Raw genomic sequence first — 24,645 nt, 5'->3', positions numbered from 1 at the left:
CGCGCGCATGCCCCTTCCCTCTTCCCCAACGCTGCCCGCAGCCGGCAGCCGCCCTGCGCCCAGCTTGTTGCAGCGGCTGCTGCGTACCAAGCCCATCGACAGTTTCGTGGAGGAGCCGGAAAGCCAGGGCCTGCGGCGCAGCATGGGCCTGTTCCAGCTCACCATGCTGGGCGTGGGCGCCACGGTCGGCACCGGCATCTTCGTGGTGTTGACCGGCGCGGTGCCCAAGGCGGGTCGGCCGTGCTGCTGTCCTTCCTGCTGGCCGGCATCACCGCCGCCCTGACGGCGCTCTGTTATGCGGAGCTGGCCTCCACGCTGCCGGTCTCGGGCTCGTCCTATTCGTATGCCTATGCCACGCTCGGCGAAGCGGTGGCCTATGGCGTGGGCTGGTGCCTGCTGCTGGAATACGGGGTCTCGGCTGCAGCCATCGCGGTCGGCTGGGGCCAGTATCTCAACGAGCTGCTGCAGCAGCTGTGGGGTTGGCAGCTGCCGCATGCCATCAGCGCGCCACCCGGCCAGGATGGTGCCCTGTTCAACCTGCCAGGGGTGCTGTTGGTGGCGTTGTGCGGCCTGCTGCTGATGCGGGGCGCGCAGGAGTCCGCCGCGGTCAATGCGGTGATGGTGCTGCTCAAGCTGGCCGTGCTGGTGATGTTCGCGGCCATCGCCTTCACGGCCTTCAGCGCGTCCCACCTCGCACCGTTCATGCCGATGGGCATGGCGGGCGTGGGAGCGGCCGCCTCGTCCATCTTCTTCTCCTACATCGGCATCGACGCAGTGTCCACCGCCGGCGAGGAAGTGAAGAACCCGCGCCGCAACCTGCCGCTGGCCATCGTGCTGTCGCTGCTGATCGTCACCGCCCTCTACATCCTGGTGGCGCTGGCCGGCCTGGGCGCCCAGCCATGGACCGAGTTCCAGGGCCAGGAGGCGGGGCTGGCCGTCATCCTCGCCAGGATCACCGGGGCCGCCTGGCCGGCGGTGGTGCTGTCCATCGGCGCCATCGTGTCCATCTTCAGCGTGACGCTCATCGTGATCTACGGCCAGACCCGCATCCTGTTCGCGATGAGCCGCGACGGCATGCTGCCAGCGGCCTTCGGCCGGGTGCATCCCCGCACGCTGACGCCGGTGTTCAACACCGTGGTGGTGTGCGTGTTCATCGGCCTGCTGGCCGGGCTGGTGCCGCTGGATGCGCTGGTGGACCTCACCAGCATGGGCACGCTGATCGCGTTCGCCGTGGTGTCGGCCGGCGTGATGGTGTTGCGCCGCACCCGCCCCGAGCTGCACCGGGGCTTCCGGGTGCCGCTGTACCCGCTGGTGCCGCTGGCCTCCATCGGTTGCTGCCTGTACCTGGTGGCCAGCCTGCCGCGGACCACCTACCTGCTGTTCGGCGGCATGCTGGCGGTGGCCGCGCTGGTCTACGCGGGCTACAGCCGGCACCACTCCCGGCTGCAGGCCGGCAGCCGCCGATAGGCGGCATCAGCGCGCCGCGGTCGCCTCTTCGGTCCAGCCGCCGCCCAGCGCCTGGTACAGGCTCACCTGGTTCTGCAGCTCGGCCAGGCGGATCTGCACCGTGGCCTGCTGGGCGGTGAACAGGGCGCGCTGCGCATCCAGCAGGTCCAGGTAGCTGGCCACGCCGTTGCGGTAGCGCAGGTCGGACAGGCGCAGCCGCGCCGCCTCCGCATCGGCCTGCTGCTGCTGGAACCGCAGCTGCTCGCCCAGCGTGGCACGGCCCGCCAGGGCGTCGGCCACCTCGCGGAAGGCGGTCTGGATGGCCTTCTCGTACTGCGCCACCGCGATGTCGCGTGCCGCGGTGCTGGCGTCCAGGTTGGCGCGGTTGCGGCCGGCATCGAAGATGGGCAGCGTGATCTGCGGCAGGAAGGTCCAGGCGCCGGAGCCGCTCTTGAACAGGCCCGACAGCTCGCTGCTGGCGGTGCCCGCGGTGCCGGTGAGCGTGATGCGCGGATAGAAGTTGGCCCGCGCCGCGCCGATGTTGGCATTGGCCGACAGCAGCGTCTGCTCGGCCTGGCGCAGGTCGGGCCGGCGCGCCAGCAGGTCCGACGGCAGGCCGGCCGGCAGGTTGTCCACCATGCGCGTGTCCGCCAGTGACAGCAGCGGCGGCAGGTCGGCCGGCAGCGGCTGGCCCACCAGCAGCGTGAGCGCGTTCTCGTCCAGCTCGCGCTGGCGCTGCAGCTGGCTCAGCGTGGCGCGCGCGGCGGCCACCAGGCTGCGGGCCTGCTGCAGGTCCAGCTCGGACGACACCCCGTTGTCGAAGCGCAGCTGCGACAGCTTCAGCGACTCCTCCCGCGTGGCCAGGGTCTGGCGGGTGATGGCCAGCAGCTCCTCGTCGGCCTGCACCGCCAGCGCCGCCCGCGCCACCGAGCCGACGAGGCTGATCTGCGCGGCCTTGCGCCCTTCCTCGGTGGACAGGTAGGTGGCCAGGGCTGCATCGCTCAGGCTGCGCACGCGGCCGAACAGGTCCAGCTCGTAGCTGGTGATGCCCAGGCCCACGGTGTAGAGGCTGGTCTGGTCGCCTTGCGCATTGGGCTCGCGGCTCAGCGATGCCGCGCCGCTGACCGACGGCAGCCGGTCGGCCCGCTGCACCTGGTACAGCGCGCGGGTGCGCTCGATGTTGAGCACCGCCACCCGCAGGTCGCGGTTGTTCTGCAGCGCCAGCTCGATCAGCCGGCGGGTGCGCGCATCGGCGAAGAACTGCTGCCACTGCACGTCGGCGGCCGGGGTGCCGGTGGTGGTGTCGCCCGCCACCGAGACCGGGTAGCTGGGCGCCACCGGCGGCACCGGGCGCTCATAGGTCGGCGCCATCGAGCTGCAGCCGGCCAGCAGCGCGGCCAGGGCCGCGGCGGCCAGCGTGGCCGGGCGGAAGAAGTCAGACGTCATGGCGGGCACTTTCACGAGCGGCCCTCCGCTTGCGGAGGCATCGGGGGCGGCAGGGTGTCCTGGTCCAGTTCGTGGGCATAGATGCGGCGCTGCCGCTCGCTGCCCTTGAAGAAGCGGCGGATCACCACGAAGAACAACGGCACGAAGAACACCGCCAGCACCGTGGCCGCGATCATCCCGCCCATCACGCCGGTGCCGATGGCACGTTGGCTGGCCGAGCCGGCGCCGGAGGCGATCACCAGCGGCAGCACGCCGAGGATGAAGGCCAGCGAGGTCATGATGATCGGCCGGAAGCGCAGGTGGGCCGCCTCCAGCGCCGCATCGAACACGTTCTTGCCCTGCGCCTGCAGGTCCTTCGCGAACTCGATGATCAGGATCGCGTTCTTCGCCGCCAGGCCGATCACGGTGATCAGGCCGACCTTGAAGTACACGTCGTTGGGGTAGTCGCGCAGGTACACGCCGGCCAGTGCGCCCAGGATGCCCAGCGGCACCACCAGCAGCACCGACGCCGGGATGGACCAGCTCTCGTACAGCGCGGCCAGCGCCAGGAACACCGCCAGCAGCGAGAAGGCGAACAGGATGGTGGCGGTGGAGCCCGAGAGCTTTTCCTCGCGGGACTGGCCGGTCCACTCGAAGCCGAAGCCCGGCGGCAGCTGGCGCGCCAGCCGCTCCATCTCGTCCATCGCCTGGCCGGTGCTGATGCCCGGCGCCGCATCACCGGCAATGCGCATGGTGGGGTAGCCGTTGTAGCGCACCGTCTGCATCGGCCCGGTGACCCAGCGCGTGGTGGCGAAGGCCGACAGCGGCACCGGCTGGCCCTTGCTGTTGCTGGCATTCAGCCGCAGCAGGTCGTCGGGCTGCATGCGCTGGGGCGCATCGGCCTGCACGATCACCCGCTGCAGCCGCCCGTTGTTCGGGAAGTCGTTGATGTAGCTGGAGCCCATGGACGTGGACAGCGCGGTGTTGATCGCATCGAAGGTCACGCCCAGCGCGCTGGCCTTGTCGCGGTCGATGTCCAGCTGCAGCTGGGCCGCGTCTTCCAGGCCGTCGGGGCGCACGCCGGCCAGCAGCTTGCTGCCGCGGGCCATGCCCAGCAGCTGGTTGCGGGCGTTGACCAGCGCCTGCCGGCCCTGGCCCGAGCGGTCCTGCAGCCGGAAGTTGAAGCCGGTGGCATTGCCCAGCTCGGGGATCGGCGGCGGGCTCAGCGGGAAGATGAAGGCATCGCGGATGCCCATCAGCCCGCCGAAGGCACGGCCTGCCAGCGCACTGGCGCTCATGTTCTCGCCCTCGCGTTCATGCCAGTCCTTCAGCACCACGAAGGCCAGCGCCGCGTTCTGCCCGGTGCCCGAGAAGCTGAAGCCCAGCACGCTGACCATGCTGCGCACCTCCGGCTGCTTGAGGATGAAGCCTTCCACCTGCTTCATCACCTCCAGCGTGCGGTTCTGCGCCGCGCCCGGGGGCAGCTGCACGTTGACGATGATGTAGCCCTGGTCCTCGTTGGGCAGGAAGCTGTTGGGCAGGCGCAGGAACATCCAGCCCACGCCCACCACGATGGCCAGGTAGATGATCATGAACCGGCCGGCGCGGTGAAGGATGCGGCGCACCCATCCCTCGTAGCCCTTGGCGGTGCGGCTGAAGCTGCGGTTGAACCAGCCGAAGAAGCCGCGCTTCTCGTGGTGGTGGCCGGCTTCCACCGGCTTGAGCAGCGTGGCGCACAGCGCCGGGGTGAGCGACAGCGCCAGGAAGGCGCTGAAGGCGATGGCCGACACCATCACCGCCGAGAACTGGCGGTAGATGTTGCCCACCGCGCCGGCGAAGAAGGCCAGCGGCACGAACACCGAGATCAGCACCACCGTCACGCCGATGATGGCGCCGGAGATCTGGCCCATCGCCTTGCGCGTGGCCTGGCGGGGCGACAGCCCCTCCTCGCTCATGATGCGCTCGACGTTTTCCACCACCACGATGGCGTCGTCCACCACGATGCCGATGACCAGCACCATGCCGAACATGGTCAGCACGTTGATCGAGAAGCCCAGCGCCAGCAGCACCGCGAAGGTGCCCAGCAGCGCCACCGGCACCACGATGGTCGGGATGATGGTGTAGCGCCAGTTCTGCAGGAACAGGAACATCACCAGGAACACCAGCACCACCGCCTCGAACAGCGTCTCCACCACCTGCTCGATGGAGATGCTGACGAAGCGCGAGGTGTCGTACGGGATCTCGTACTTGACGCCGGCGGGGAAGAACTTCGACAGCTCGGCCATGCGGTTGCGCACCGCCTCGGCCGTCTGCAGCGCATTGCCGGTGGGCGAGAGCTGGATGCCGATGCCGGTGGACGGCTGGCCGTTCAGCCGCGCCGAGGTGGCATAGGCCTGGCCGCCCAGCTCGATGCGGGCCACGTCGCGCAGCCGCACCGACGAGCCGTCGGCATTGGCGCGCAGCACGATGTTGCCGAACTGCTCCGGCGTGGAGAGCTGGCCGGCCACCACCACGGTGGCGAAGATGCTCTGGCCGGGCACGTTCGGCAGGTCGCCGATGGTGCCGGAGGACACCTGCGCGTTCTGCGCGCGGATGGCGGCGTTCACCTCGGCGGTGGACAGGTTGAAGCCCACCAGCTTGGCCGGGTCGATCCAGATGCGCATCGCGCGCTCGGTGCCGAACAGCTGCGCCTGGCCCACGCCCGGCACCCGCTGCAGCTCGGGCAGCACGTTGCGCGAGGCGTAGTCGCCCAGCGCCACGGGGTCGTAGCGCGGGTCGTCCGACGACAGGATGGTGAACATCAGGAAGTTGTTGCGCGACTTGTCCACGCGCACGCCCTGCTGCGTCACCGCCGAAGGCAGCCGCGGCGTGGCGCGGGCCAGCCGGTTCTGCACGTCCACCTGCGCCAGCTCGGGGTTGGTGCCCGGCTCGAAGGTGATGGTGATGGCGCCGGTGCCGTCGGCCTGGGCCACCGACTCCATGTAGATCAGGCCCGGCGAGCCGTTCATCTCGCGCTCGATCACGCTGAGCACGGAGTCCTCCAGCGTCTGCGCGGAGGCGCCCGGGTAGGCGGTGTTGATGACGATGGCCGGCGGCGCCACCGTCGGGTACTGGGCGATCGGCAGCTGCTTGATCGCCACGCCGCCGAGCACCAGGATGAACAGGGCGATCACCCACGCGAAGATCGGGCGATCGATGAAGAATTTGGCCATGGAGGTCCCTCGTTGCTCTGCCGCGAGGGCTTACTTGCTGGCGGCGCTGGCGGCGCCTTGCGGGGCGGAAGCGGGGGCCGAGCCCGCCGGCGCCGACGCGGCACCCGGGGTCCACGGCACCGGCTTGACCGGCGCGCCGGGCACCATCATCTTCTGGAAGCCGTCGACGATGACCTGCTCGCCGGGCTTCAGGCCTTCCAGCACGATCCACTGGTTGTTCTGGTTCTGGCCCAGCTTGACCGGCCGCGGCGCGGGCTTGTTGTCCGGACCCACCACCAGCACCGTGTCGCCGGTGGCCGCGCGGGTGACGGCCTGCTGCGGCAGCAGGATGGCCTGCTTCAGCTGCGCCTGCTCGATGCGCACCCGCACGTACATCCCGGGCAGCAGCAGGCCGTCAGGGTTGGGCACCTCGGCACGCAGCGTCACCTGGCCACTGGTCTGGTCCACGGTCAGGTCGGAGAACAGCAGCCGGCCGGTGCGGCCGTACTCGCTGCCGTCGTCCATCAGGATGTGCACCACGGCCGACTGGTCGCCTCCAGCCTGGCTCACCTTGCCGGCGGCCAGCGCGCGGCGCAGGTTCAGCACCTCGGTGGCCGACTGCGTGAAGTTGACGTACATCGGGTTGATCTGCTGCACCACCGCCAGCGGCGTGGGCTCGCCCTGGCCCACCAGCGCGCCTTCGGTCACCAGCGCGCGGCCGATGCGGCCGGAGATCGGCGCCGTCACCGCCGCATAGCCGCGGTTGATGCTGGCCGTCTTGACCGAGGCGCGGGCCACGGCCACGTCGGCCTCGGCCTGCTTCTGGGCCGCCACGGCATTCACGTATTCCTGCTTGCTGATGGCATTGGCTTCCACCAGCGGCGCATAGCGCTCGGCCTGCGCCTTGGTCTGCGCCACGTTGGCCTCGGCACGCGCCAGCGAGGCCTGCGCGCTGGCCAGCGCCGCTTCATACGGCGCGGAGTCGATCTGGAACAGCGGCTGGCCAGCCTTCACGTCGCTGCCTTCGCGGAACAGCCGCTTCTGCAGGATGCCGGCGGCGCGGGCACGCACCTCGGCCACGCGGGAGGCTTCCAGCCGGCCCGGCAGCTCGGTGACCAGGCCCACGGACTGCGGCTGCACCGCAACCACGCCGACGGTGGCCGGCGGCATGCCGCCGCCCGGCCCGCCCGCGGCGGCGGCCTCTTCCTTCTTGCCGCAGGCGGCCAGCAACACTGCCAAGCCGATCACGGCCAGGGCGGCGCCCGGGGTGCGGGCGCGTTGCGATGCGCCGAAAAACATAGCAACAGCTGACTCTCGTCGCATCACGATGCACGTCCTTGGAAAGTTTTTCTGGGGAGAAGCCGGGAGGGCTGCGGGTATACCCGGAGCCAGAACGGGCGCCAGTATACATACAGCCTAGAATGTATGCGCCACCCTCCCTCACGCCGCCGCCGAACACATGGTCCGCAAGACAAAGGAAGAAGCCCTCGCCACCCGCGCCAGCATTCTGGACGCGGCGGAGCTGCTGTTCCATCGCCAGGGCGTCTCGCGAACCTCGCTGCACGACATCGCCCAGGCCGCCGGCGTCACCCGCGGCGCGGTGTACTGGCATTTCAAGGACAAGGCCGACGTCTTCACCACCATGATGGACCGGGTGTGCATGCCGGTGGAGGACAGCGGCCCCAGGGCCTGCGCTGGCGCCGGGGGCACCGGACTGGCCGGCCTTCGGGCCCATCTGCAGGAGGTGTTCCACCTGGTGGCGCACGATGAGCGCGCCCGCCGCGTGATCGAGATCGCCACGCAGAAGGTGGAGTACGTGGACGAGCTGATGGCCGTGCGCGACCGCCACCTGGAAGTGCGCGGCGGCCACGTGGCCGAGCTGGCCGAGATGTTCGAGCAGGCGCAGGCCGCCGGCGAGGTGCCTGCCGCGGTGCCGGCGCGGCAGCTGGCGCTGGGGCTGCATGCGGTGGTCGACGGCCTGCTGCACAACTGGCTGCTGGACCGCGAGGCCTTCGACCTGGAGGCCACCGGCGCCATCACCGTGGACATCTTCCTGCGCGGTGCCGCGGCACTGCCGCCGGCCGTGTGAAGCCGGTGCCGCCGGCGGCCGGCACGCCGTCGCTGTTTGGCGATGAGCCGGCCGCGGAGCCGGAGGCCGCAGCCCCGCTGCAGGCGGCGGTCCCCTCGCCCGAGCTGGTGTCGCTGGCCGACCGGCTGCAGCAGCGCTTCGGCGGCCGCTTGCGGCTGGGCACCTCGTCCTGGAGCTTTCCCGGCTGGCAGGGCCTGGTGTGGGGCCGGGCGTATGGCGCGCCGGTGCTGGCCCGCCGCGGCTTGACGGCCTACCACTGCCATCCGCTGCTGCGCACCGTCAGCCTGGACCGGGCGTTCTACCGCCCGCTGGATGCGGCCACCTACGCCGGCCTGGCCGCGCAGGTGCCGGCCGATTTCCGCTTCGTGGTCAAGGCGCCGGCGCTGGTCACCGACGCACTGCTGCGCGAGCCGGGCAGCGGCAAGCCGGTGCACGCCAACCCCTGCTTCCTCGATGCACAGCGAGCGCTGCAGGAGGTCTTGCTGCCTGCCGTGCAGGGCCTGGGCCCGACGCTGGGCGCGCTGGTGTTCCAGCTGTCGCCATTGCCGGCCGACTGGCTGGCCGACGAGCCACGGCTGCACGAAGCACTGGACAGGCTATGGCAGGTGCTGATGCCCGCGCTGCGGGCCGATGCACGCCTGCAGCACACGGTGGTGGCGCTGGAGCTGCGCAACGCCGCGCTGCTGACGCCCGCGCTGGCCGGGCTGCTGCAGTCGCACGGCGTGCGCTACTGCGCCGGCCTGCACGACCGCATGCCGCCGATGGCGCAGCAGCTGCCGATGCTGCGGGCGACGTGGCCGGGCGACCTGGTGTGCCGCTGGAACCTGCAGCGGGGCCAGCGCTATGCGCAGGCCAAGGACGCCTGGGCGCCCTTCGACCGCATGCAGCAGCCGGACGAGGCCACGCGCACGGCGCTGGCCCGGGTGATCGTCGGCACGCTGGGCGCGGGCCACGGCGTGCTCGTGACGATCAACAACAAGGCCGAAGGCTCGGCCCCTCTGTCGGTGCTGGCGCTGGCGCAGGAAGTGCTGCGCCAGGCCGAGGCACCGCGCTGACGTCAGGCGAAGTTCTTCGCCGCGAAGTCCCAGTTCACCAGCTTGTCGAAGAAGGTCTCGACGAACTTCGGGCGGGCATTGCGGTAGTCGATGTAATAGGCGTGTTCCCACACGTCGACCGTCAGCAGCGGGGTGTCGCCGGTGGTCAGCGGGGTGCCGGCGGCGCCCATGTTGACGATGTCCACCGAGCCGTCGCCCTTCTTCACCAGCCAGGTCCAGCCGGAGCCGAAGTTGCCCACGGCGCTCTTGACGAAGGCTTCCTTGAAGGCGGCGTAGCTGCCCCACTTGGCATTGATCGCATCGGCCAGCGCGCCGGTGGGCTCGCCACCGCCTTGCGGCTTCATGCAGCTCCAGAAGAAGGTGTGGTTCCAGATCTGGGCGGCGTTGTTGTAGATGCCGCCGGACGACTTCTTGATGACGTCCTCGAGTTCCATCGCTTCGAACTCGGTGCCCTTTTGCAGGTTGTTCAGGTTCACCACGTAGGCGTTGTGATGCTTGCCGTGGTGGAACTCGAGCGTCTCTTGGCTGTAGTGCGGTGCCAGCGCGTCGATCGCGTAAGGCAGGGGGGGCAGCACTCGTTCCATGAAGATTTCCTCGTTGTTGAGCCGGTCTTACCGACGGGTGGGAGCGGTTTGGCGGCCGCATTGTAGGCAGCACGCCAAAGGCGGCGCGCCGTCAAGGCAGCATGTCACACAGGCGTGTCGGGAGTTGGTCGTCGCTCGGCGTGCACCGTCTGCACCAGCGCGTCGGCGCGGCCGTCGGCAAACACCGCGGCGATGCGCGAGCCCGGCTGCAGCGCAGCGGCGGAAGTGACGGCATGGCCGTCCTCGCCGGTCACCCAGGCATAGCCGCGCTGCAGCACCCGCGCCGGGTCCAGCGCCTGCAGCCGGCCGGCCAGCGCGCCTAGCCGGGCCTCGGCCCGCGCCAGCGCCGGTTGCGGCGCCCGCGGCAGGCGCTCGGCCAGGTTCTGCAGCCGGGCTTCGGCCCGGCCGAAGTGCTGGGCCAGCGCCCGGTGCAGCCGCGCGCCGGCCTGCTGCTGCGCCAGCGCCTGCTGCTGCAGCACCTGGCGCAGCGCCTGCTGGCGCCGGTGCTCCAGGCCCTGCAGCCGCTGGGCCTGCCGGGCCAGCGCCTGCGCCGGCCGCGCCAGCTGCATGGCCCGGCGGTCCAGGTGCTGCGCCTGGCCCTCCAGGCGGCGGTGCACCAGGGCCTGCAGCCGGTGGGCGATGGCGGCCAGCCGGGCCAGGGAATCCATCCGCGCCGGCGACACCAGCTCGGCAGCGGCGGTGGGCGTGGGCGCGCGCAGGTCGGCCGCGAAATCGCACAGCGAGACGTCGGTCTCATGGCCGACGCCGCACACCAGCGGAATCGGCGAATCGGCCACCGCCCGCACCACGCGCTCGTCGTTGAAGGCCCAGAGGTCTTCCAGCGAGCCGCCACCGCGGCACAGGATGAGCGTGTCCACCTCGTTGCGCTGCGCCGCGCGGGTGAGCGCCGCCACCAGCGAGGCCGGCGCCTCCGGCCCTTGCACCAGGCTCGGATAGACGATCACCTCCACCTGCGGCGCGCGCCGCTGCAGCGCGGTGAGCACGTCGTGCAGCGCGGCTGCCCCCATCGAGGTGATGACGCCCACCCGCTGCGGGAACGGCGGCAGCGGCCGCTTGCGTTCGGTGCTGAACAGGCCCTGCGCCTCCAGGCGGGCCTTCAGCCTCAGGAACTGCTCGTACAGGCTGCCGGCGCCCACCTGCTGCATCGACTCCACCACCAGCTGCAGCTCGCCGCGCGCCTCGTACACCGCCATGCGGCCGCGCAGCTCCACCTGCTGGCCGTCGCGCGGCTGGAAGTCCAGCAGCACCGCCGCGCGGCGGAACATCGCGCAGCGCAGGGTGCCGGTGGCACCGTCGGCATCCTTCAGCGTGAAGTAGCAGTGGCCGCTGGCCGCGCGGGTGTAGCCGGAGAGTTCGCCGCGAACCGAAACCGAGCCGAAGCGCGCTGCCAGCGCATCGCCCGCGGCCAGCAGCAGCGCGGACACGCCCCACACCGTGCGCGCCGGCAGTGCGCCGAAGGGCCGGTTCATGCCGCCAGCGCCCGGCTGGCGCGGTGCGAGAACTCCACAAGCGCGCCGTTGCTGGGCTGGCGGCCCCAAACGCCTGTCACCAGGCCGTCATACTCAAGTAAGTGCTTGATTTTGAACACTATTTATGTGCCTAAATTTGCAGCAATCTGTGCGCGGCCCAATGATTTCAAGCCTTTGCGGACGCCATCAGGCACTTGCCCACAAAGTTATCCACAGCAGCCGTGGATTGATGGTTTGTCAAGCGGGTGCGCGGCGGATGGGCCGCCGCGCAGCGAACCGAAGCGCTGTGCGCAAGGCCCGGAACGTGGGGAGGCAGGGCCCATAATCGCGCCTCTCTTCACGGCCGGCGCCCCTGTGGCAGCCGGCGCATTCCCTGGAAGAAGCGTGATTTCGATCATACAAGCCGCGGGTTGGCCGATCTGGCCGTTGCTGGTCTGCTCCGTGGTGGCGCTGGCCCTGGTCATCGAACGGTTCTCCAGCCTGCGGCCGGCACGGGTGGCGCCGCCGCGGCTGCTGGACGAGGTGCTCACCCTCACCCGCTCCAATCTGCCGGGCCCGGACGTGGTCAACCGGCTTGGCGGCAACAGCGCGCTGGGCCAGGTGCTGGCCGCCGGGCTGCGCAGCGTGATCGCGGAGCCGCGCATCACGGAGGAAGCGCTGCGCCAGTCGCTGGAAGGCGCCGGCCGCATCGCGCTGCACCGGCTGGAGCGCTACCTGAACACCCTGGGCACCATCGCCACCGCGGCGCCGCTGCTGGGGCTGCTGGGCACGGTGGTGGGCATGATCGAGATCTTCGGCGCCCAGGCCCCGGGCACCGCGCTGGCCGCGGGCGCCGGCGCCAACCCGGTGCAGATGGCGCACGGCATCTCCATCGCGCTCTACAACACCGCGTTCGGCCTGATCGTGGCCATCCCGTCGCTGATGTTCTACCGCTACTTCCGCGGCCGGGTGGACGAATATGCGCTGGACCTGGAGCAGGCCGCCGAGCGCCTGGTGCCGCACCTGATGCGCTTTGCGGTGCGCACGCCGGCATGAACTTCCGCCGGCCGCGGCGCGAGGAGCCGGACATCAACCTCATCCCGTTCATCGACGTGCTGCTGGTGGTGCTGATCTTTCTCATGCTGTCCACCACCTACACCCGCTTCACCGAGCTGCAGGTGAGCCTGCCGGTGGCCCAGGCCGAGCCGATGCGCGAGCGCCCGGACGAGGTGCTGGTCTCGGTGGCCGCCGATGGCCGCTATGCCATCAACGGCGAGCCGCTGCCCGGCCGCAGCGTGGAAGGCCTGGCCGGCGCGATGAGCCGCGCGGCGTCGGCGCTGGGCGCGGCCGGCCCGGGGCCGGTGGTCATCGTCTCGGCCGATGCCAGCGCGGCGCACCAGTCGGTGGTGAACGTGCTGGACGCGGCCCGCCGCGCCGGCCTGCCGCGCGTCACCTTCGCCACCCAGGCTGCCCCCGGCGCGGACACCGGCGTCCCCACCGCGGCACCGGCCGGGCGCTGAAGGCGCAAGCCCGTGCACCGGCCTGCTGGAGCCCGCGCGTGAGCCTGCCTGCACATGGCGGCGCGCTGGCCGCCTGGCTGCAACGCCAGTGGTGGCGGCCTCGCCCTACCCTCGGCGCGCGGCTGCTGCAGCCGCTGAGCTGGCTCTACCGGGGCCTGGCGGCGCTGCACCGCCGCCGCAATGCCGCGCCGGCCGACCGCGGTCCCGGCGAAGTGCCGGTGGTGGTGGTGGGCAACCTGATCGTCGGCGGTGCCGGCAAGACGCCCAGCGTCATCGCGCTCGTGCGCTGGCTGCGTGACACGGGCTGGACGCCCGGCGTGATCTCCCGCGGCTATGGCCGTGGCACCGACGCGGTGGCCCAGGTGCAGCCCGGCCTGGGTGCCGCCCACGGTGGCGACGAGCCGCTGCTGATCCAGCTGCGCACCGGCGTGCCGGTGTGGGTGGGTGCCGACCGCGTGGCCACGCTGGCGGCGCTGCGCGCGGCGCATCCGGCGGTGGACATCGTGGTGTCCGACGACGGCCTGCAGCACCACCGGCTGCGGCGCGACGTGCAGCTGGTGGTGTTCGACGAGCGCGGCGCCGGCAACGGCCTGCTGCTGCCCGCCGGCCCGCTGCGCGAGCCGCTGCCGCCGGCCCTCCCGCCGCGCACCCTGGTGCTGTACAACGCGCCGGCCGCCAGCACGCCGCTGCCGGGCTTCCTGGCGCGCCGATCGCTGGCCGGCGTCACGCCGCTGGCCGACTGGTGGGCCGCCACCGACGGCGCCGCGCAGCCGCTGCACGCGTTGCAAGGCCGGCCGCTGCATGCGGCGGCGGGCATCGCTTCGCCCGAGCGCTTCTTCGGCATGCTGGAAGCCGCGGGCTTGGCCATCGAGCGCCTGCCGCTGCCCGACCACCATGACTTCGCCACCCTGCCCTGGCCGCGGGACGCCGAGGTGGTGATCACCGAAAAGGACGCGGTGAAGCTGCGGCCCGATCGCCTGCCGCCGGGCCAGCGGGTGTGGGTGGCCACGCTAGACTTCCCGCTTCCGCCCGGCCTGGCCGCGGCCCTGCAGCCGCTGCTGCCTCCGCCCCCTTCGGGCTGCCCCGCCCCACCTGCCCCATGACGCTCGACCATCGCCTGATCGACCTGCTGGTGTGCCCCGTTTGCAAGGGCCCGCTCGAAATGCTGCGCGACGACGCCAGCCAACCCGCCGAGCTGGCCTGCCGCGCCGACCGCCTGGCCTTCCCGATCCGCGATGGCCTGCCGGTGATGCTGGAAGGCGAAGCGCGCAACCTGGAATGAGCGCCGCCGCCGCCCCCTTCACCGTGCTGATACCCGCCCGGCTGGCCTCCACGCGCCTGCCGCGCAAGCCGCTGGCCGACATCGGCGGCCTGCCGATGGTGGTGCGCGCGGCGCAGCGCGCCGCGCTGGCCGGCGCCGCCCAGGTGGTGGTGGCCGCGGACGACGCCGAGATCCTGAAGGCCTGCGAAGCCCACGGCGTGCGCGCCCTGCTCACGCGCGCCGACCATGCCAGCGGCAGCGACCGCCTGGCCGAGGCTTGCGAGCAGCTGGGGCTGGACGGCGACCACATCGTGGTCAACGTGCAGGGCGACGAACCCTTGATCGACCCGGGCCTGATCACCGCCTGCGTCGAGCAGCTGCAGCTGCGCAGCGACTGCGTGATGAGCACCGCCGCCCATGCCATCGACAGCGTGGCCGACCTGGCCAATCCGAACGTGGTCAAGGTGGTGCTGGATGCGCAGTCGCGTGCGCTGTACTTCAGCCGCGCGCCGCTGCCCTGGTGGCGCGATGGCAGCCACCCCGGCGCACCCGCCCTGCCGCTGCCGCCCGCACCGCCGGCGCTGCGCCATGTGGGCATCTACGGCTACCGCGCGGGCTTCCTCCGCAGCTTTCCCACGCTGGCCGCATCGCCGCTGGAAACCATCGAGGCGCTGGAGCAGCTGCGGGTGCTGTGGCATGGCGAACGCATCGCCGTGCACTGCAGCGCCGCCGCGCCTGCCGCGGGTGTGGACACGCCCGAAGACCTGGCGCGCGTGCGTGCGCTGGTGGCCGCGCAGGCCGCGCTTTGAGCGTCATCTGAAGGGGGCCAGGCCCCCGTGCCGCCACCCCTGGCGCGTCAGTTTCGCGCAGGGGTGTGCGTGTTATCTTCCACGACTGACAGCGTAGAACACCGCAAAACGAGGACAACGATGAGACTGATCCTGCTGGGGGCACCGGGTGCCGGCAAAGGAACCCAAGCCACCTTCCTGTGCCAGAAGTACGGCATCCCGCAGGTCTCCACCGGTGACATGCTGCGCGCCGCCGTCAAGGCCGGCACGCCGCTGGGCATCGAAGCGAAGAAGGTGATGGACGCCGGCGGCCTGGTCAGCGACGACCTCATCATCGCCCTCGTCAAGGAACGCATCGCACAGCCCGATTGCGCCAAGGGCTTCCTGTTCGACGGCTTCCCGCGCACCATCCCGCAGGCCGAAGCCATGCGCGCGGCCGGCGTCAAGATCGACGCCGTGCTGGAGATCGACGTGCCGCACGAAGCCATCATCGAGCGCATGAGCGGCCGCCGCACGCACCAGCCCTCGGGCCGCACCTACCACGTCAAGTACAACCCGCCCAAGGTGGCCGGCAAGGACGACGTCACCGGCGAGGACCTGGTGCAGCGCGAGGACGACAAGGAAGAGACCGTCAAGAAGCGCCTGGAGGTCTACCAGAGCCTCACGCGCCCGCTGGTGGACTACTACAGCCAATGGGCCGCCACCGGCGATGCCCAGGCCCCGCGCTACAGCAAGATCAGCGGCACCGGCACGGTGGACGAGATCACCGCCCGCGCACTGCAGGCGCTAGGCTGAAGGCCCGCCTGCCGCTCACCGACGAATGCCGCCTGCGGGCGGCGTTTTCCATTCCAGGACTGTCATCTCAGGAGTAATCACGCATGGACATCGCAGGCAAGGTCTTCATCGTCACCGGCGGCGCGTCGGGCCTGGGCGAAGGCACGGCGCGCATGCTGGCCGCCCACGGCGCCACCGTCGTCATCGCCGACCTGCAGGCCGACAAGGGCGAAGCCCTGGCCGCCGAGCTGGGCGGCGCCTTCGTCAGGTGCGACGTGAGCCAGGAGGCCGACGGCCAGGCCGTGGTGGCCAAAGCCACGTCGCTGGGCAAGCTGGTGGGCCTGGTGAACTGCGCCGGCATCGCGCCCGCGGCCAAGACGGTGGGCAAGGACGGTGCGCATGCGCTGTCGCTCTACACCAAGGTGATCACGGTCAACCTGATCGGCAGCTTCAACATGATCCGCCTGGCCGCCGAGGCCATGGCGAAGAACGAGCCCGAGCCCACCGGCGAGCGCGGTGTGCTCATCAGCACCGCCAGCGTGGCCGCGTACGACGGCCAGATCGGCCAGGCCGCCTATTCGGCCAGCAAGGGCGGCGTGGTGGGCATGACGCTGCCGATCGCCCGCGACCTGGCGCGCAACGGCATCCGCAACATGACCATCGCCCCGGGCATCTTCGGCACGCCGATGCTGTTCTCCATGCCCCAGGAAGTGCAGGACGCGCTGGCCGCGGGCGTGCCATTCCCCTCGCGCCTGGGCACCCCGCAGGACTACGCCAAGCTGGTGCACGCCATCGTCACCAACGAGATGCTCAACGGCGAGGTGATCCGGCTGGACGGGGCGATCCGGCTGGCGCCGAAGTGAAAAGAGCCCGCGGCCTGTGAAGGCCGCGGGCTCCTGTGCGTCCGGGCGTGCGGCCCGGACGGTGCATCAGAAGGCGAAGTTGCCGTTGATGTAGAAGGTGCGGCCGCGCGGGTCGTAGTAGCGGTCGTCGTAGCCCACCATCTGGCCCTTGTTGATGCCGCTGATCACCAGCGACAGCGGCGGTGCGCGGTCGAAGATGTTCAGCACGCCGGCGGTGATGGCGAACTGCTTGTTCAGCTGCACGCGGCTCTGCCAGTCGAAGGTGTAGTAGCGCTTGACCTTCAGGCGCACTTCCTCGAACTCGCCCGTGCCCACGCCGGCGGCGTCCAGCACTTCCACCTCGGCCGGCACGTCCTTGTAGCCGGTCTTGAAGTTGAAGCCCAGCGTGTGGTTCCAGGCACCGGCGCGCAGCGAGGTCGTCAGGCGGCCCTGCCACCGGAAGGTGACGGTGCCCAGCGACTCGTTGTTGTTGCCGATGGCCGAGTAGTACTCGCCGCCCGGCACCAGCTGCTGTTTCTCGCGCAGCATGTAGGTGGCCACGAACTGGGAGGTGACCGTGCCGAGCGGCGTGGGCACGCGGCCCACGACATCGAAGTCGATGCCGCTCATGTAGGTCTTGCCCAGGTTCAGGTTGCTCTGGTTGTAGGCCAGGTAGTTGGTGCCCGTGCCCACGTCCACCGCCGAAGTCCACGCGCCTGCGTAGGCGTTCGGGTTGGCGAAGGCCTCCTGCTCGGTGATCTGGCCGAAGGTGTCGCGCAGCGCCACCATCCACAGGTCGGCACCGGCGGAGATCGCGCTGCTGGGCTCGAAGCGGATGCCCAGCGTGGCCTGCTTCGACTTCTCGGGCTTCAGCTCCTTGTTGCCGCCGGCGTACACGTCGTACTGCGTGCCGCTCGGGCGGCAGGTGGCGCCCTGCGCGGCAGCGATGGCGGCCAGCTCCGGCGTGCAGTCGTAGTTGCCCGACGTCACCCCATAGGACTGCAGCGCACCGTTGAGCTGCGGCACCGTGGGCGCACGGAAGCCCGTGCCCACCGAGCCGCGCACCAGCAGCTGCGGCGTCGGGTTCCAGCGGAACGCGGCCTTGCCGGTGGTGGAGTTGCCCGAGTCGGAGTACTTGTCGTAACGCACCGAGGTGGTCAGCTCGAAGTTGCGCGCGATGGGGAACAGCATCTCGCCGAACAGGCCCCAGGCGTGGCGGTCCGACTTGTACGGCGGCTTGGCCGACGCATCGCCGAAGCGCTGGTCACAAGGCAGCGCGTCGTTGTCCGGATCGCACAGCTCGCCGGTCACCGGGTTGGTCAGCACGCCCTGCGCGAACAGGCTGGGCTTGCTCTCGAAGCGCTCCTTGAAGAAGTTGATGCCGGTGCCGAACTGCATCGGGCCGCCGGCCAGCTGGCCAAAGGCGCGCGACGCACGCAGCTCGACGCCGTCGAGCTTGGACTCGCCGCCGTCCCAGTAGCCCTTGTACGAGGCGCCGTTGATGGCTTGCAGGGCTTCGGCGCTCTGCTGGCCCGGACCCACGAAGGGATTGAGCAGGCCGCTGGTCAGCAGCCGGTTGAAGGCGATGGCGCCGGGATAGCCCGAGATGCTGCCCTTGACGATGCTTTCCGAGTGGGTGTACGCGGTGTCGTAGTCCCAGCCGGCCACGGTGCCCTTCAGGCTCAGGCTCAGGTTGCGGAAGTCGGCCTTGTCGTCGCTGGTTCGCTTGCCCAGGTCGGCGGCGCGGTACGAGGCCACGCTGTCCTCCGTGATGCCCACCGGCAGCAGGTACTGGTTGTGCAGCGCGGAGCCCGCTTCCACCAGCACTTCGCCCGGCACCGGTGCAATGCGCGAGATCGACTTGGTGCGTGCCAGCAGCAGGTCGGCGCCGAAGGTGTGGTCGGTGCCCAGCTTCTTGGTGAAGCTGGTCATGAAGCTCTCACGCTCGCGCACCGGGTAGATCTCGAGCTGCGTGACGAAGTCGTAGTAGCAGGCGCGCTTGCCCGGCGCCGTTTCCAGCGAGACGTGCACGTCGGGGCAGCTGCCGTTGGCCAGCAGGTAGGGGCTGACCAGGTCGCCGTCGTCGTCCGTGGTGTTGGCAGGAATGCCGCGCGGCGAGCCGTTGAAGAACTGGTAGGTCTTGCCGTTGGCGTTGAAGTTGACGATGCCGCTCTTGGCGAACTTGCGGTCGGTCGAGTTCAGCTTGGTGCGGCGGTCGGCGCTGGCGGCGATGAGCACGTTGTAGCCGTCGCTCTCCAGGTTGCCGAAGCCCTTGGAGAAGTTCACGCGCTTCTCGGTGGCGCCATCGGAGGGCCGCGAGTAGCCGACGGTGATGTCGCCTTCCTGCGTGTCGCGCTTGGTGATGAAGTTCACCACGCCGGCGATGGCGTCGGAGCCGTACAGGGCCGAGGCGCCGTCGGACAGGATCTCGATGCGCTCGATGGCGGCGATCGGAATGGTGTTGAGGTCGACCGCCGCGGCGAAGCCGGTCAGGGTCTGGCCACCGAACTGCGCCAGGCGGCGGCCGTTCAGCAGCACCAGGGTGCGGTTTTCGGTCAGGTTGTGGATGGATACGCCGGCGAAGCCGTAGCTGTTGCCACCGACACCTGCGGTCTCGGTCACCGCGCCCTGGATGGAGGGCAGTTTCTGCAGAAGGTCGACCGTGGACGTGGCGCCCGTGCGGTCGATCTCCTCCTTGCGGATCACCTGCACCGGAAGGGCACCTTCCGCCTGCACCCGGCGAATCGCCGAGCCGGTGATTTCGACGCGTTGCGCGCTCTCTTGCGCCAAGGCGACGCCGGCGAAGGGGCCAACGGTGCCGCCGAAGGCGAGCAGTATGCTGGACAGTAACTGCGTGCGTTTGAACATACTCATACTCCTAACGTTCAAGTCAAGGTGTCCAGCCACCTGGAGAAATGTCATTGCGGGGCGCTTGTGGCGCCGGTGGCATGCGATGACATGGCAGGAAGCCTGGTGGCCGCCTGCGGGCAAGAGGCGGGTTGCCAATGCCCGGTTAACAAGGAATCAAGGTGCGGGGTTACCGATCAGGTGCCTGGCCTCCATGGTTTTCTAAGGGAAAAAACGGAAATTCACACGTGCGCACGCGGCCCTGCGCCGGGCCGACGCGCAAGCGTCCCGGTCAACAAGGCGGTGGGGAGAAAGTAACCGGCGGGTGCCGGTGCGCCAGGCAGGCGCGAAGAGGGGCTACAGCGGTACTGCGGAATGAACAAGACTGCGACTACCTATTGTTCAAGACGGTGGCTCGACATTGCGTGCACACAGTTGGTGCAGGCTGCTGGGTGAAAGCACACCCGTAGACAGGCGCACGCTGGGCGAATGTTTCTGTTTGTTCCCGACTGGCTGCGTTACGTGTCTGGATTGTCCTTAAGCATTTACGGGGCCAGCCTTGGGACAAACCTTGATGGTGCGCGCGCGCCACGGCCGTGCCGGGCTTGCCGGTAGTGCGGATTGACGGGCAAGAAAAAACGGGCCGCGAGGGCCCGTTGTGCATCCAAGAGACGTCTGCACCGCAGTGCGGTGCAAAGGCGTACGCTGGTCAGTCAGCGGAACGCATAGTTGGCTGACACGAAGACATACCGTCCCCGGGGGCTGTACATCCAGGGAAACCCAATGCTTCCGTACTGATTCGACGCGCCCATGTCGCTGTACGGCGGCATCTGGTTCAGCAGGTTACGCACGCCGGTCGTCAGCGTCAGCGACTTGACGCCGGTGTACTGGAACATCAAGTCCAGTTCCTCATGGCCACTGATCTTGCGGGTTTCGGTGGAGTCGAAACTGCCCCAGGGCTGGTCGGTATCACGCATGCTGTCCGTGGTTCGCACGGTGGCGGTGGCCGACCATGTGTCGTTTTCCAGCGTGGCCGACAAGGTGTTGCGCCACCGGGGCTTCAGGAACGTGCCGACGTATTCTGCTGACGGTTCACCGGACAACTGCTGTTCCAGCTGGTTGTAATACGTCAGCGTGTTCTTGATCGACAAACGGCCCAACGGCGTCTTCAGTGCACGAGCCTGAACCTGCAGGTCATAACCACGCACCTTGGTGGATGCCAGATTCAAGTTGTTGGTAAAGACCTGCGCCTCGCCCGCAGTGCTGATTGCAACGGCACCATTGACCACCGCCGTCTCGACCGTAGGCTGCGAAATTTCGTCCCGCTTCTTGATCCAGAAGAAGTCGATGCCCGCGCTGAACTGGGGTATGGGTTCGATGACAAAACCCAGGTTCCAGGTCTTGCCCACTTCAGGCTTTAAACCCGGGTTGGAGCCAGTGATCTGCTGGTACGGGAAGCTGTCACAGTTGCCCGACAAGGTTGGGAAAGCGTTGCAGATCAGCGCGTCGCTGGTGGAATTGGCACCTTGGTCCACGCCACCAAACTGCTGTTTCAAGCTGGGCGGCAGAAAGCTGCCCGCGTAAGAAGCGCGCGCCATGAACTGCTTGCTGGGCTGGTACCGCAGCGCCACCTTGGGGCTGGTCTTGCTGTAGCCGGAGAACGACTGCCTTTCACCGTCCACGACGGCGGACACATCAGTGAAACGGTCATGGCGAACAGCCAGCTGGGCTTCAAGGCCTGTGAAAATCGGAATCGACAACTCGCCAAAGATCGCCTGCGAGCTGCGTTTGGCGTTCACAGGTGCCTGGGCAATGCTGCCCAGCACGTTGTTGCCAATCTGGTCGTCATCCGGGATGTCAGTCAGCGACTCCTGGTTGAAGGAGACCCCCACCGCGTAACCCAGCGGCCCGCCGGGCAGTTCGGCCAGTTGGCCGCTGCCTTTGGCATTGAAAAACTTGAGGACCGATTTGCCAGTGCGCGTTGGGCGCAGGCTGAGCGCGTCGATGATCGATTGCGGATTGGTCGTTACCGTGGGGTCGAAGGTGCCGTCGTCCAGCGCCGCGTAGGTCTTGTCGACTGCGGCAAAATTGCGATCGTTGTTGCTGGTCTTGTTGGTGCCCTGACCTGCGGCGATGTCCCAATCGATCCCGAAGTGGCTTCCCTCGAATCCCAGCACCAGGTTGGTGAGGGTGGAGTGCCTGTCCGTGGTGCGGGGACCGAATTGCATTGCGCGGTGCCGGTAGGTGGTACCTTCCGAGTCGGTGTACGCAAATGGCGCCGGCTGCGACTTGAAAGTATCGTCCGACCGGGACAGCATGACCTCCGTGAATGCGCGCGTAGAAGTTCCGAGCTTCAGGTTGCCGATGAGCAAGGCGCTGACACGATCAGCGCCGTTGATGGAGTTGAGGATGCTCCGGCTGTAATCGAACCGGCAGAGACCACCTTTCAGGTCCTCAGGCGGGCAATCGCGCACCTGTCCCGGTGCGCCGGGGCCGCTAACGATGTTGCCAACGGGGTGAAAGGTGCTACGGCCGTCCAGCGCATCGGGGCCAGCCACATTCCGGAAGTCGGCCGAGCGAGTAAGGCGGCGCGCCGCGCGCGGCAGGGGGTCACGTTTAAGCACATCCACGGCAGCAAGCAGATTGAAGCCGCCTTCGTCATAGTTGCCCAGACCGAAGGTCAAGCCACCGGTCTTTTCAGTCGCATCGCCATGCGTGCTTTGGCCGATACCCGCGCGCGCTTCAATGCCGGTGTAGTTCTTCTTTGTGATGAAGTTGATGACGCCCGCAACGGCATCCGCGCCGTAGATGGCGGACCCACCGTCTTTCAGGATTTCCACCCGTTCGATGGCACTGAGCGGAATGTTGTTGACGTCGACTGCCGCGCCAGAGCCGGAGCCATCCTGGATGGCTGCTACCGGCAGGCGCCTGCCGTTCAACAGGATGAGGATGTTCCGCTCGCTCAAACCGCGCATTTGCAGATTGGATGCACCGGAGCCTGAAGGCGAACCTTGGGTCATCTCCCCCTGGTCGTCAATCTCCAGCGCGGAAATGCTCTTGACCAGTTCCGAGACCGTGGTGGCGCCGGTGCGGGCGATGTCCTTGCGGGTGAAAACATCCACCGGCGCGGGACCCTCGGCATCAAGTCGTTTGATCGCCGAGCCAGTGATCTCGACCCGTTGGGTCGGTTGCGCACTAGCCACACCCGCAGCGAGCAAACAGAAGCCCACCACGGCGGTACTGCTTGCCGTCTTCTTCACCATATTTCTCCTAGCAGTTGATTGCACAGTCAGCCTTGCATCAAGACATTCATTGCTGAAAGTATTAATTTCGCAGGGACAGGCTGATTGTTAAGCAATCTTTCTGCCAGAAGAATCGATATTTCTATCTATTCGGGCTACCACCTATCAAAATCATCAACTGTCGTTGGGATGCTGCAACGCGTCGCTCGACCGTCAAGCCGGGTGCATTTGCAAGCGAGGTACCGCCGCCAACAGCGTGCGCGTATACCCCTGCGTCGGCGCATCCAGCACGCTGGCCGCCGCCCCCTGCTCCACGATCCGCCCGCGTTGCATCACCGCCACCTCATCCGCGATGTACTCCACCACGCCGATGTTGTGCGTGATGAACAGGTAGCTGATACCCAGCTCACGCTGCAGCTGCTTGAGCAGGTTGAGGATCTGCGCCTGCACCGACACGTCGAGCGCGGAGGTCGGCTCGTCGCACACGATCAGCTGCGGCTGCACTGCCAGTGCACGCGCGATGGCGATGCGCTGGCGCTGGCCGCCGGAGAACTCGTGCGGATAGCGGTGCAGCGCCTCCCGGCGCAGGCCGACCTGATCGGTCAGGGCTTCGATGCGCGCTCTTCGTGCACCGGCGTCCATCTCGGTGCGCAGCGACATCAGGCCTTCCTCCAGCACGTCGAACACGCGCATGCGCGGGTTCAGCGAGGCAAACGGGTCCTGGAAGATGATCTGGATGCGCTGCCTCGCCGCGCGCAGCGCATCGCCGTTCATGTCGAACAGGTTCTGGCCGTCCAGCAGGGCCCGGCCCTCGATGCGGGCCTGGGTGCGCAGCAGCTGCACGATGGCCTTGCCCGTGGTGGTCTTGCCGCAGCCCGACTCGCCCACCAGCGCCAAGGTGCGACCCGCGCCCACCTGGAAACTCACGCCGTCCACCGCGTCGAAGTAGCCCGCCACGCGCTGCAGCGCGCCCTTGCGGATCGGGAAGCGCACCCTCAGCCCCTCCACCTGCAGCAGCGGCGCGCCCACCGGCAGGCCGCGGGTGGCCTCGGCCGCGGCAGCGGGAGGCAGCGGCGCGGGTGTGGCCTCGGCCGGCGCCGCGGCGGCCAGCGCGGCCAGGCGGGCATCGTCCACGTACAGCAGGCAGCGCACCGGGTGCGGCGCCTGGCCGGCCGCCGCGGTCTCGTACAACTCGGGCAGCGTGGTCGCGCAATGCGGCATCACCCGGTCGCAGCGCGGCGCGAAACGGCAGCCGGTGAAGGTGGTGGTCAGCGGCGGCACGGTGCCCGCGATGGCGGCCAGCGGCTGGTCGCGGCGCTGGGCATCCGGCAATGCCTTCAGCAACGCGCGCGCATACGGATGGCGCGGGTGGGCAAAGAAGTCGGCGGCCTCGGACACCTCGATGATCTGCCCTGCGTACATCAGCGCCACGCGGTGGGCCATGCCGCTGACCACCGCCAGGTCGTGCGTGATGAGCAGCATGCCCATGCCCTGCTCGCGCTGCAGGTCGCGCAGCAGCTCCAGGATCTGCTTCTGGATGGTGACGTCCAGCGCCGTGGTGGGCTCGTCGGCCACCACGAAGTCGGGCTCGGTGGCCAGCGTCATCGCGATCATCACCCGCTGCTTCTGGCCGCCGCTCATGCGGAACGGGTACTCGTCGATGCGGCGCTCGGGCTCGGGGATGCCGACGCGGCGCAGCCAGTCGATGGCCTTGGCGCGGGCCGCATCGCCGCGCAGCGCGGTGTGCGCCTCGATGGCTTCCACGATCTGCTGGCCCACCTTCATCACCGGGTTCAGGCTGGTGGAAGGCTCCTGGAAGATCATGCCGATGCGCCCGCCGCGCACCGCGCGCATGCGCGATTCGGGCAGGCTGAGCACATCGGTCTCGCCGCGGCGGTCCTCGTCGCCCAGCAGCACGCGGCCCTGGGCCACGGTGCCGTTGTCGGGCAGCAGGCGCATCAGCGCCAGCGCGGTCATGCTCTTGCCGCAGCCGGACTCGCCCACCAGCGCGAAAGTCTCGCCGCGGCGGATGGCCAGGTCCAGGCCGTCGATGGCCTTGACCAGGCCGGCTTCGCTGTCCAGCTCCACCTTCAGGTTGTCGATGCGCAGCAC

General features: G+C 69.0%; 19 protein-coding genes. 11 read left to right on the top strand and 8 right to left on the bottom strand.

Features of this window, described 5'->3' with window-relative positions; genetic code table 11:
• Nucleotides 1-7: 7 nt before the first annotated feature.
• A complete protein-coding gene (locus VO99_RS30730; protein WP_198156849.1) occupies nt 8-283 on the top strand; it encodes a hypothetical protein in 276 nt (91 codons plus the stop codon).
• Nucleotides 241-1,467: an amino acid permease gene (locus tag VO99_RS02685; protein ID WP_198156848.1), complete on the top strand. Its 1,227-nt coding sequence runs from the start codon at nt 241-243 to the stop codon at nt 1,465-1,467. Before VO99_RS30730 ends, VO99_RS02685 begins: the two co-directional genes overlap by 43 nt.
• Nucleotides 1,468-1,473: 6 nt before the next feature.
• Here VO99_RS02685 and VO99_RS02680 read toward each other — a convergent pair whose 3' ends face one another.
• From VO99_RS02680 to VO99_RS02670, 3 genes are read right to left on the bottom strand one after another with little or no spacing between them, the layout of a single operon-like run.
• Nucleotides 1,474-2,892 carry an efflux transporter outer membrane subunit gene (locus VO99_RS02680; RefSeq protein WP_046111277.1) on the bottom strand — a complete coding sequence of 473 codons (1,419 nt, stop codon included), beginning with the start codon at nt 2,890-2,892 and terminating at the stop codon, nt 1,474-1,476.
• A gap of 11 nt (nt 2,893-2,903) precedes the next feature.
• A complete protein-coding gene (locus VO99_RS02675; protein WP_046111276.1) occupies nt 2,904-6,083 on the bottom strand; it encodes an efflux RND transporter permease subunit in 3,180 nt (1,059 codons plus the stop codon).
• 30 nt (nt 6,084-6,113) lie between these two features.
• Nucleotides 6,114-7,361 (bottom strand): efflux RND transporter periplasmic adaptor subunit, encoded by a 1,248-nt coding sequence (locus tag VO99_RS02670; RefSeq protein ID WP_198156847.1) that lies wholly within the window; start codon nt 7,359-7,361, stop codon nt 6,114-6,116.
• Between the two features lie 160 nt (nt 7,362-7,521).
• Here VO99_RS02670 and VO99_RS02665 point away from each other — a divergent pair, with 160 nt between their 5' ends.
• The gene (locus tag VO99_RS02665; RefSeq protein WP_046111274.1) at nt 7,522-8,151 is read left to right on the top strand and encodes a TetR family transcriptional regulator; all 630 of its coding nucleotides are present in this window, start codon (nt 7,522-7,524) and stop codon (nt 8,149-8,151) included.
• Nucleotides 8,148-9,206 carry a DUF72 domain-containing protein gene (locus VO99_RS02660; protein WP_046111273.1) on the top strand — a complete coding sequence of 353 codons (1,059 nt, stop codon included), beginning with the start codon at nt 8,148-8,150 and terminating at the stop codon, nt 9,204-9,206. The genes VO99_RS02665 and VO99_RS02660 overlap by 4 nt, the downstream gene beginning before the upstream one ends.
• A gap of 2 nt (nt 9,207-9,208) precedes the next feature.
• On the opposite strand, the gene VO99_RS02655 is transcribed toward VO99_RS02660, so the two are convergent.
• Nucleotides 9,209-9,790, bottom strand: coding sequence for a superoxide dismutase (locus VO99_RS02655; RefSeq protein ID WP_046111272.1), 582 nt, complete (start codon nt 9,788-9,790; stop codon nt 9,209-9,211).
• 104 nt (nt 9,791-9,894) lie between these two features.
• Nucleotides 9,895-11,280, bottom strand: coding sequence for an exodeoxyribonuclease VII large subunit (gene xseA, locus VO99_RS02650; RefSeq protein WP_046111271.1), 1,386 nt, complete (start codon nt 11,278-11,280; stop codon nt 9,895-9,897).
• A 384-nt stretch (nt 11,281-11,664) separates the two neighbouring features.
• Between xseA and VO99_RS02645 the strand changes: the two genes are divergently transcribed.
• The 7 genes from VO99_RS02645 to VO99_RS02615 all read left to right on the top strand — a co-directional run bounded on the left by VO99_RS02645 (nt 11,665) and on the right by VO99_RS02615 (nt 16,465).
• A complete protein-coding gene (locus VO99_RS02645; RefSeq protein WP_046111270.1) occupies nt 11,665-12,315 on the top strand; it encodes a MotA/TolQ/ExbB proton channel family protein in 651 nt (216 codons plus the stop codon).
• Nucleotides 12,312-12,779, top strand: coding sequence for an ExbD/TolR family protein (locus tag VO99_RS02640; RefSeq protein WP_046111269.1), 468 nt, complete (start codon nt 12,312-12,314; stop codon nt 12,777-12,779). The genes VO99_RS02645 and VO99_RS02640 overlap by 4 nt, the downstream gene beginning before the upstream one ends.
• A gap of 44 nt (nt 12,780-12,823) precedes the next feature.
• The gene (gene lpxK / locus VO99_RS02635) at nt 12,824-13,882 is read left to right on the top strand and encodes a tetraacyldisaccharide 4'-kinase (protein WP_046111513.1); all 1,059 of its coding nucleotides are present in this window, start codon (nt 12,824-12,826) and stop codon (nt 13,880-13,882) included.
• Nucleotides 13,879-14,061: a Trm112 family protein gene (locus VO99_RS02630; RefSeq protein ID WP_046111268.1), complete on the top strand. Its 183-nt coding sequence runs from the start codon at nt 13,879-13,881 to the stop codon at nt 14,059-14,061. Before lpxK ends, VO99_RS02630 begins: the two co-directional genes overlap by 4 nt.
• The gene (gene kdsB, locus VO99_RS02625) at nt 14,058-14,849 is read left to right on the top strand and encodes a 3-deoxy-manno-octulosonate cytidylyltransferase (RefSeq protein WP_046111267.1); all 792 of its coding nucleotides are present in this window, start codon (nt 14,058-14,060) and stop codon (nt 14,847-14,849) included. The genes VO99_RS02630 and kdsB overlap by 4 nt, the downstream gene beginning before the upstream one ends.
• A 120-nt stretch (nt 14,850-14,969) precedes the next feature.
• Entirely contained in the window at nt 14,970-15,623 is a 654-nt protein-coding gene (gene adk, locus VO99_RS02620) for an adenylate kinase (RefSeq protein ID WP_046111266.1), read from the top strand.
• 83 nt (nt 15,624-15,706) lie between these two features.
• Nucleotides 15,707-16,465 (top strand): 3-hydroxyacyl-CoA dehydrogenase, encoded by a 759-nt coding sequence (locus VO99_RS02615; protein WP_046111265.1) that lies wholly within the window; start codon nt 15,707-15,709, stop codon nt 16,463-16,465.
• Between the two features lie 66 nt (nt 16,466-16,531).
• Here VO99_RS02615 and VO99_RS02610 read toward each other — a convergent pair whose 3' ends face one another.
• The 3 genes from VO99_RS02610 to VO99_RS02600 all read right to left on the bottom strand — a co-directional run bounded on the left by VO99_RS02610 (nt 16,532) and on the right by VO99_RS02600 (nt 24,645).
• Nucleotides 16,532-19,156: a TonB-dependent receptor domain-containing protein gene (locus VO99_RS02610; RefSeq protein ID WP_198156846.1), complete on the bottom strand. Its 2,625-nt coding sequence runs from the start codon at nt 19,154-19,156 to the stop codon at nt 16,532-16,534.
• A gap of 848 nt (nt 19,157-20,004) precedes the next feature.
• On the bottom strand, nt 20,005-22,551 hold the full coding sequence (locus VO99_RS02605; protein WP_198156845.1) for a TonB-dependent receptor: 2,547 nt from the start codon (nt 22,549-22,551) through the stop codon (nt 20,005-20,007).
• Between the two features lie 195 nt (nt 22,552-22,746).
• The gene (locus VO99_RS02600) at nt 22,747-24,645 is read right to left on the bottom strand and encodes an ABC transporter ATP-binding protein (RefSeq protein WP_046111263.1); all 1,899 of its coding nucleotides are present in this window, start codon (nt 24,643-24,645) and stop codon (nt 22,747-22,749) included.

The sequence above is a fragment of the Aquincola tertiaricarbonis genome (assembly GCF_000969605.1).
GTDB lineage: Bacteria > Pseudomonadota > Gammaproteobacteria > Burkholderiales > Burkholderiaceae_C > Aquincola > Aquincola tertiaricarbonis.
Note: the sequence above shows the minus strand (reverse complement) of the source record. Positions and strands in the feature narration are given on the sequence as shown.

Bases quoted from the DNA above. Each gene is read 5' to 3' on its own strand.
- VO99_RS30730 (WP_198156849.1), top strand. From the start codon at position 8: ATGCCCCTTCCCTCTTCCCCAACGCTGCCCGCAGCCGGCAGCCGCCCT.
- VO99_RS02680 (WP_046111277.1), bottom strand. From the start codon at position 2,892: ATGACGTCTGACTTCTTCCGCCCGGCCACGCTGGCCGCCGCGGCCCTG.
- VO99_RS02675 (WP_046111276.1), bottom strand. From the start codon at position 6,083: ATGGCCAAATTCTTCATCGATCGCCCGATCTTCGCGTGGGTGATCGCC.
- VO99_RS02670 (WP_198156847.1), bottom strand. From the start codon at position 7,361: ATGTTTTTCGGCGCATCGCAACGCGCCCGCACCCCGGGCGCCGCCCTG.
- VO99_RS02665 (WP_046111274.1), top strand. From the start codon at position 7,522: ATGGTCCGCAAGACAAAGGAAGAAGCCCTCGCCACCCGCGCCAGCATT.
- VO99_RS02655 (WP_046111272.1), bottom strand. From the start codon at position 9,790: ATGGAACGAGTGCTGCCCCCCCTGCCTTACGCGATCGACGCGCTGGCA.
- xseA (WP_046111271.1), bottom strand. From the start codon at position 11,280: ATGAACCGGCCCTTCGGCGCACTGCCGGCGCGCACGGTGTGGGGCGTG.
- VO99_RS02640 (WP_046111269.1), top strand. From the start codon at position 12,312: ATGAACTTCCGCCGGCCGCGGCGCGAGGAGCCGGACATCAACCTCATC.
- VO99_RS02630 (WP_046111268.1), top strand. From the start codon at position 13,879: ATGACGCTCGACCATCGCCTGATCGACCTGCTGGTGTGCCCCGTTTGC.
- kdsB (WP_046111267.1), top strand. From the start codon at position 14,058: ATGAGCGCCGCCGCCGCCCCCTTCACCGTGCTGATACCCGCCCGGCTG.
- adk (WP_046111266.1), top strand. From the start codon at position 14,970: ATGAGACTGATCCTGCTGGGGGCACCGGGTGCCGGCAAAGGAACCCAA.
- VO99_RS02615 (WP_046111265.1), top strand. From the start codon at position 15,707: ATGGACATCGCAGGCAAGGTCTTCATCGTCACCGGCGGCGCGTCGGGC.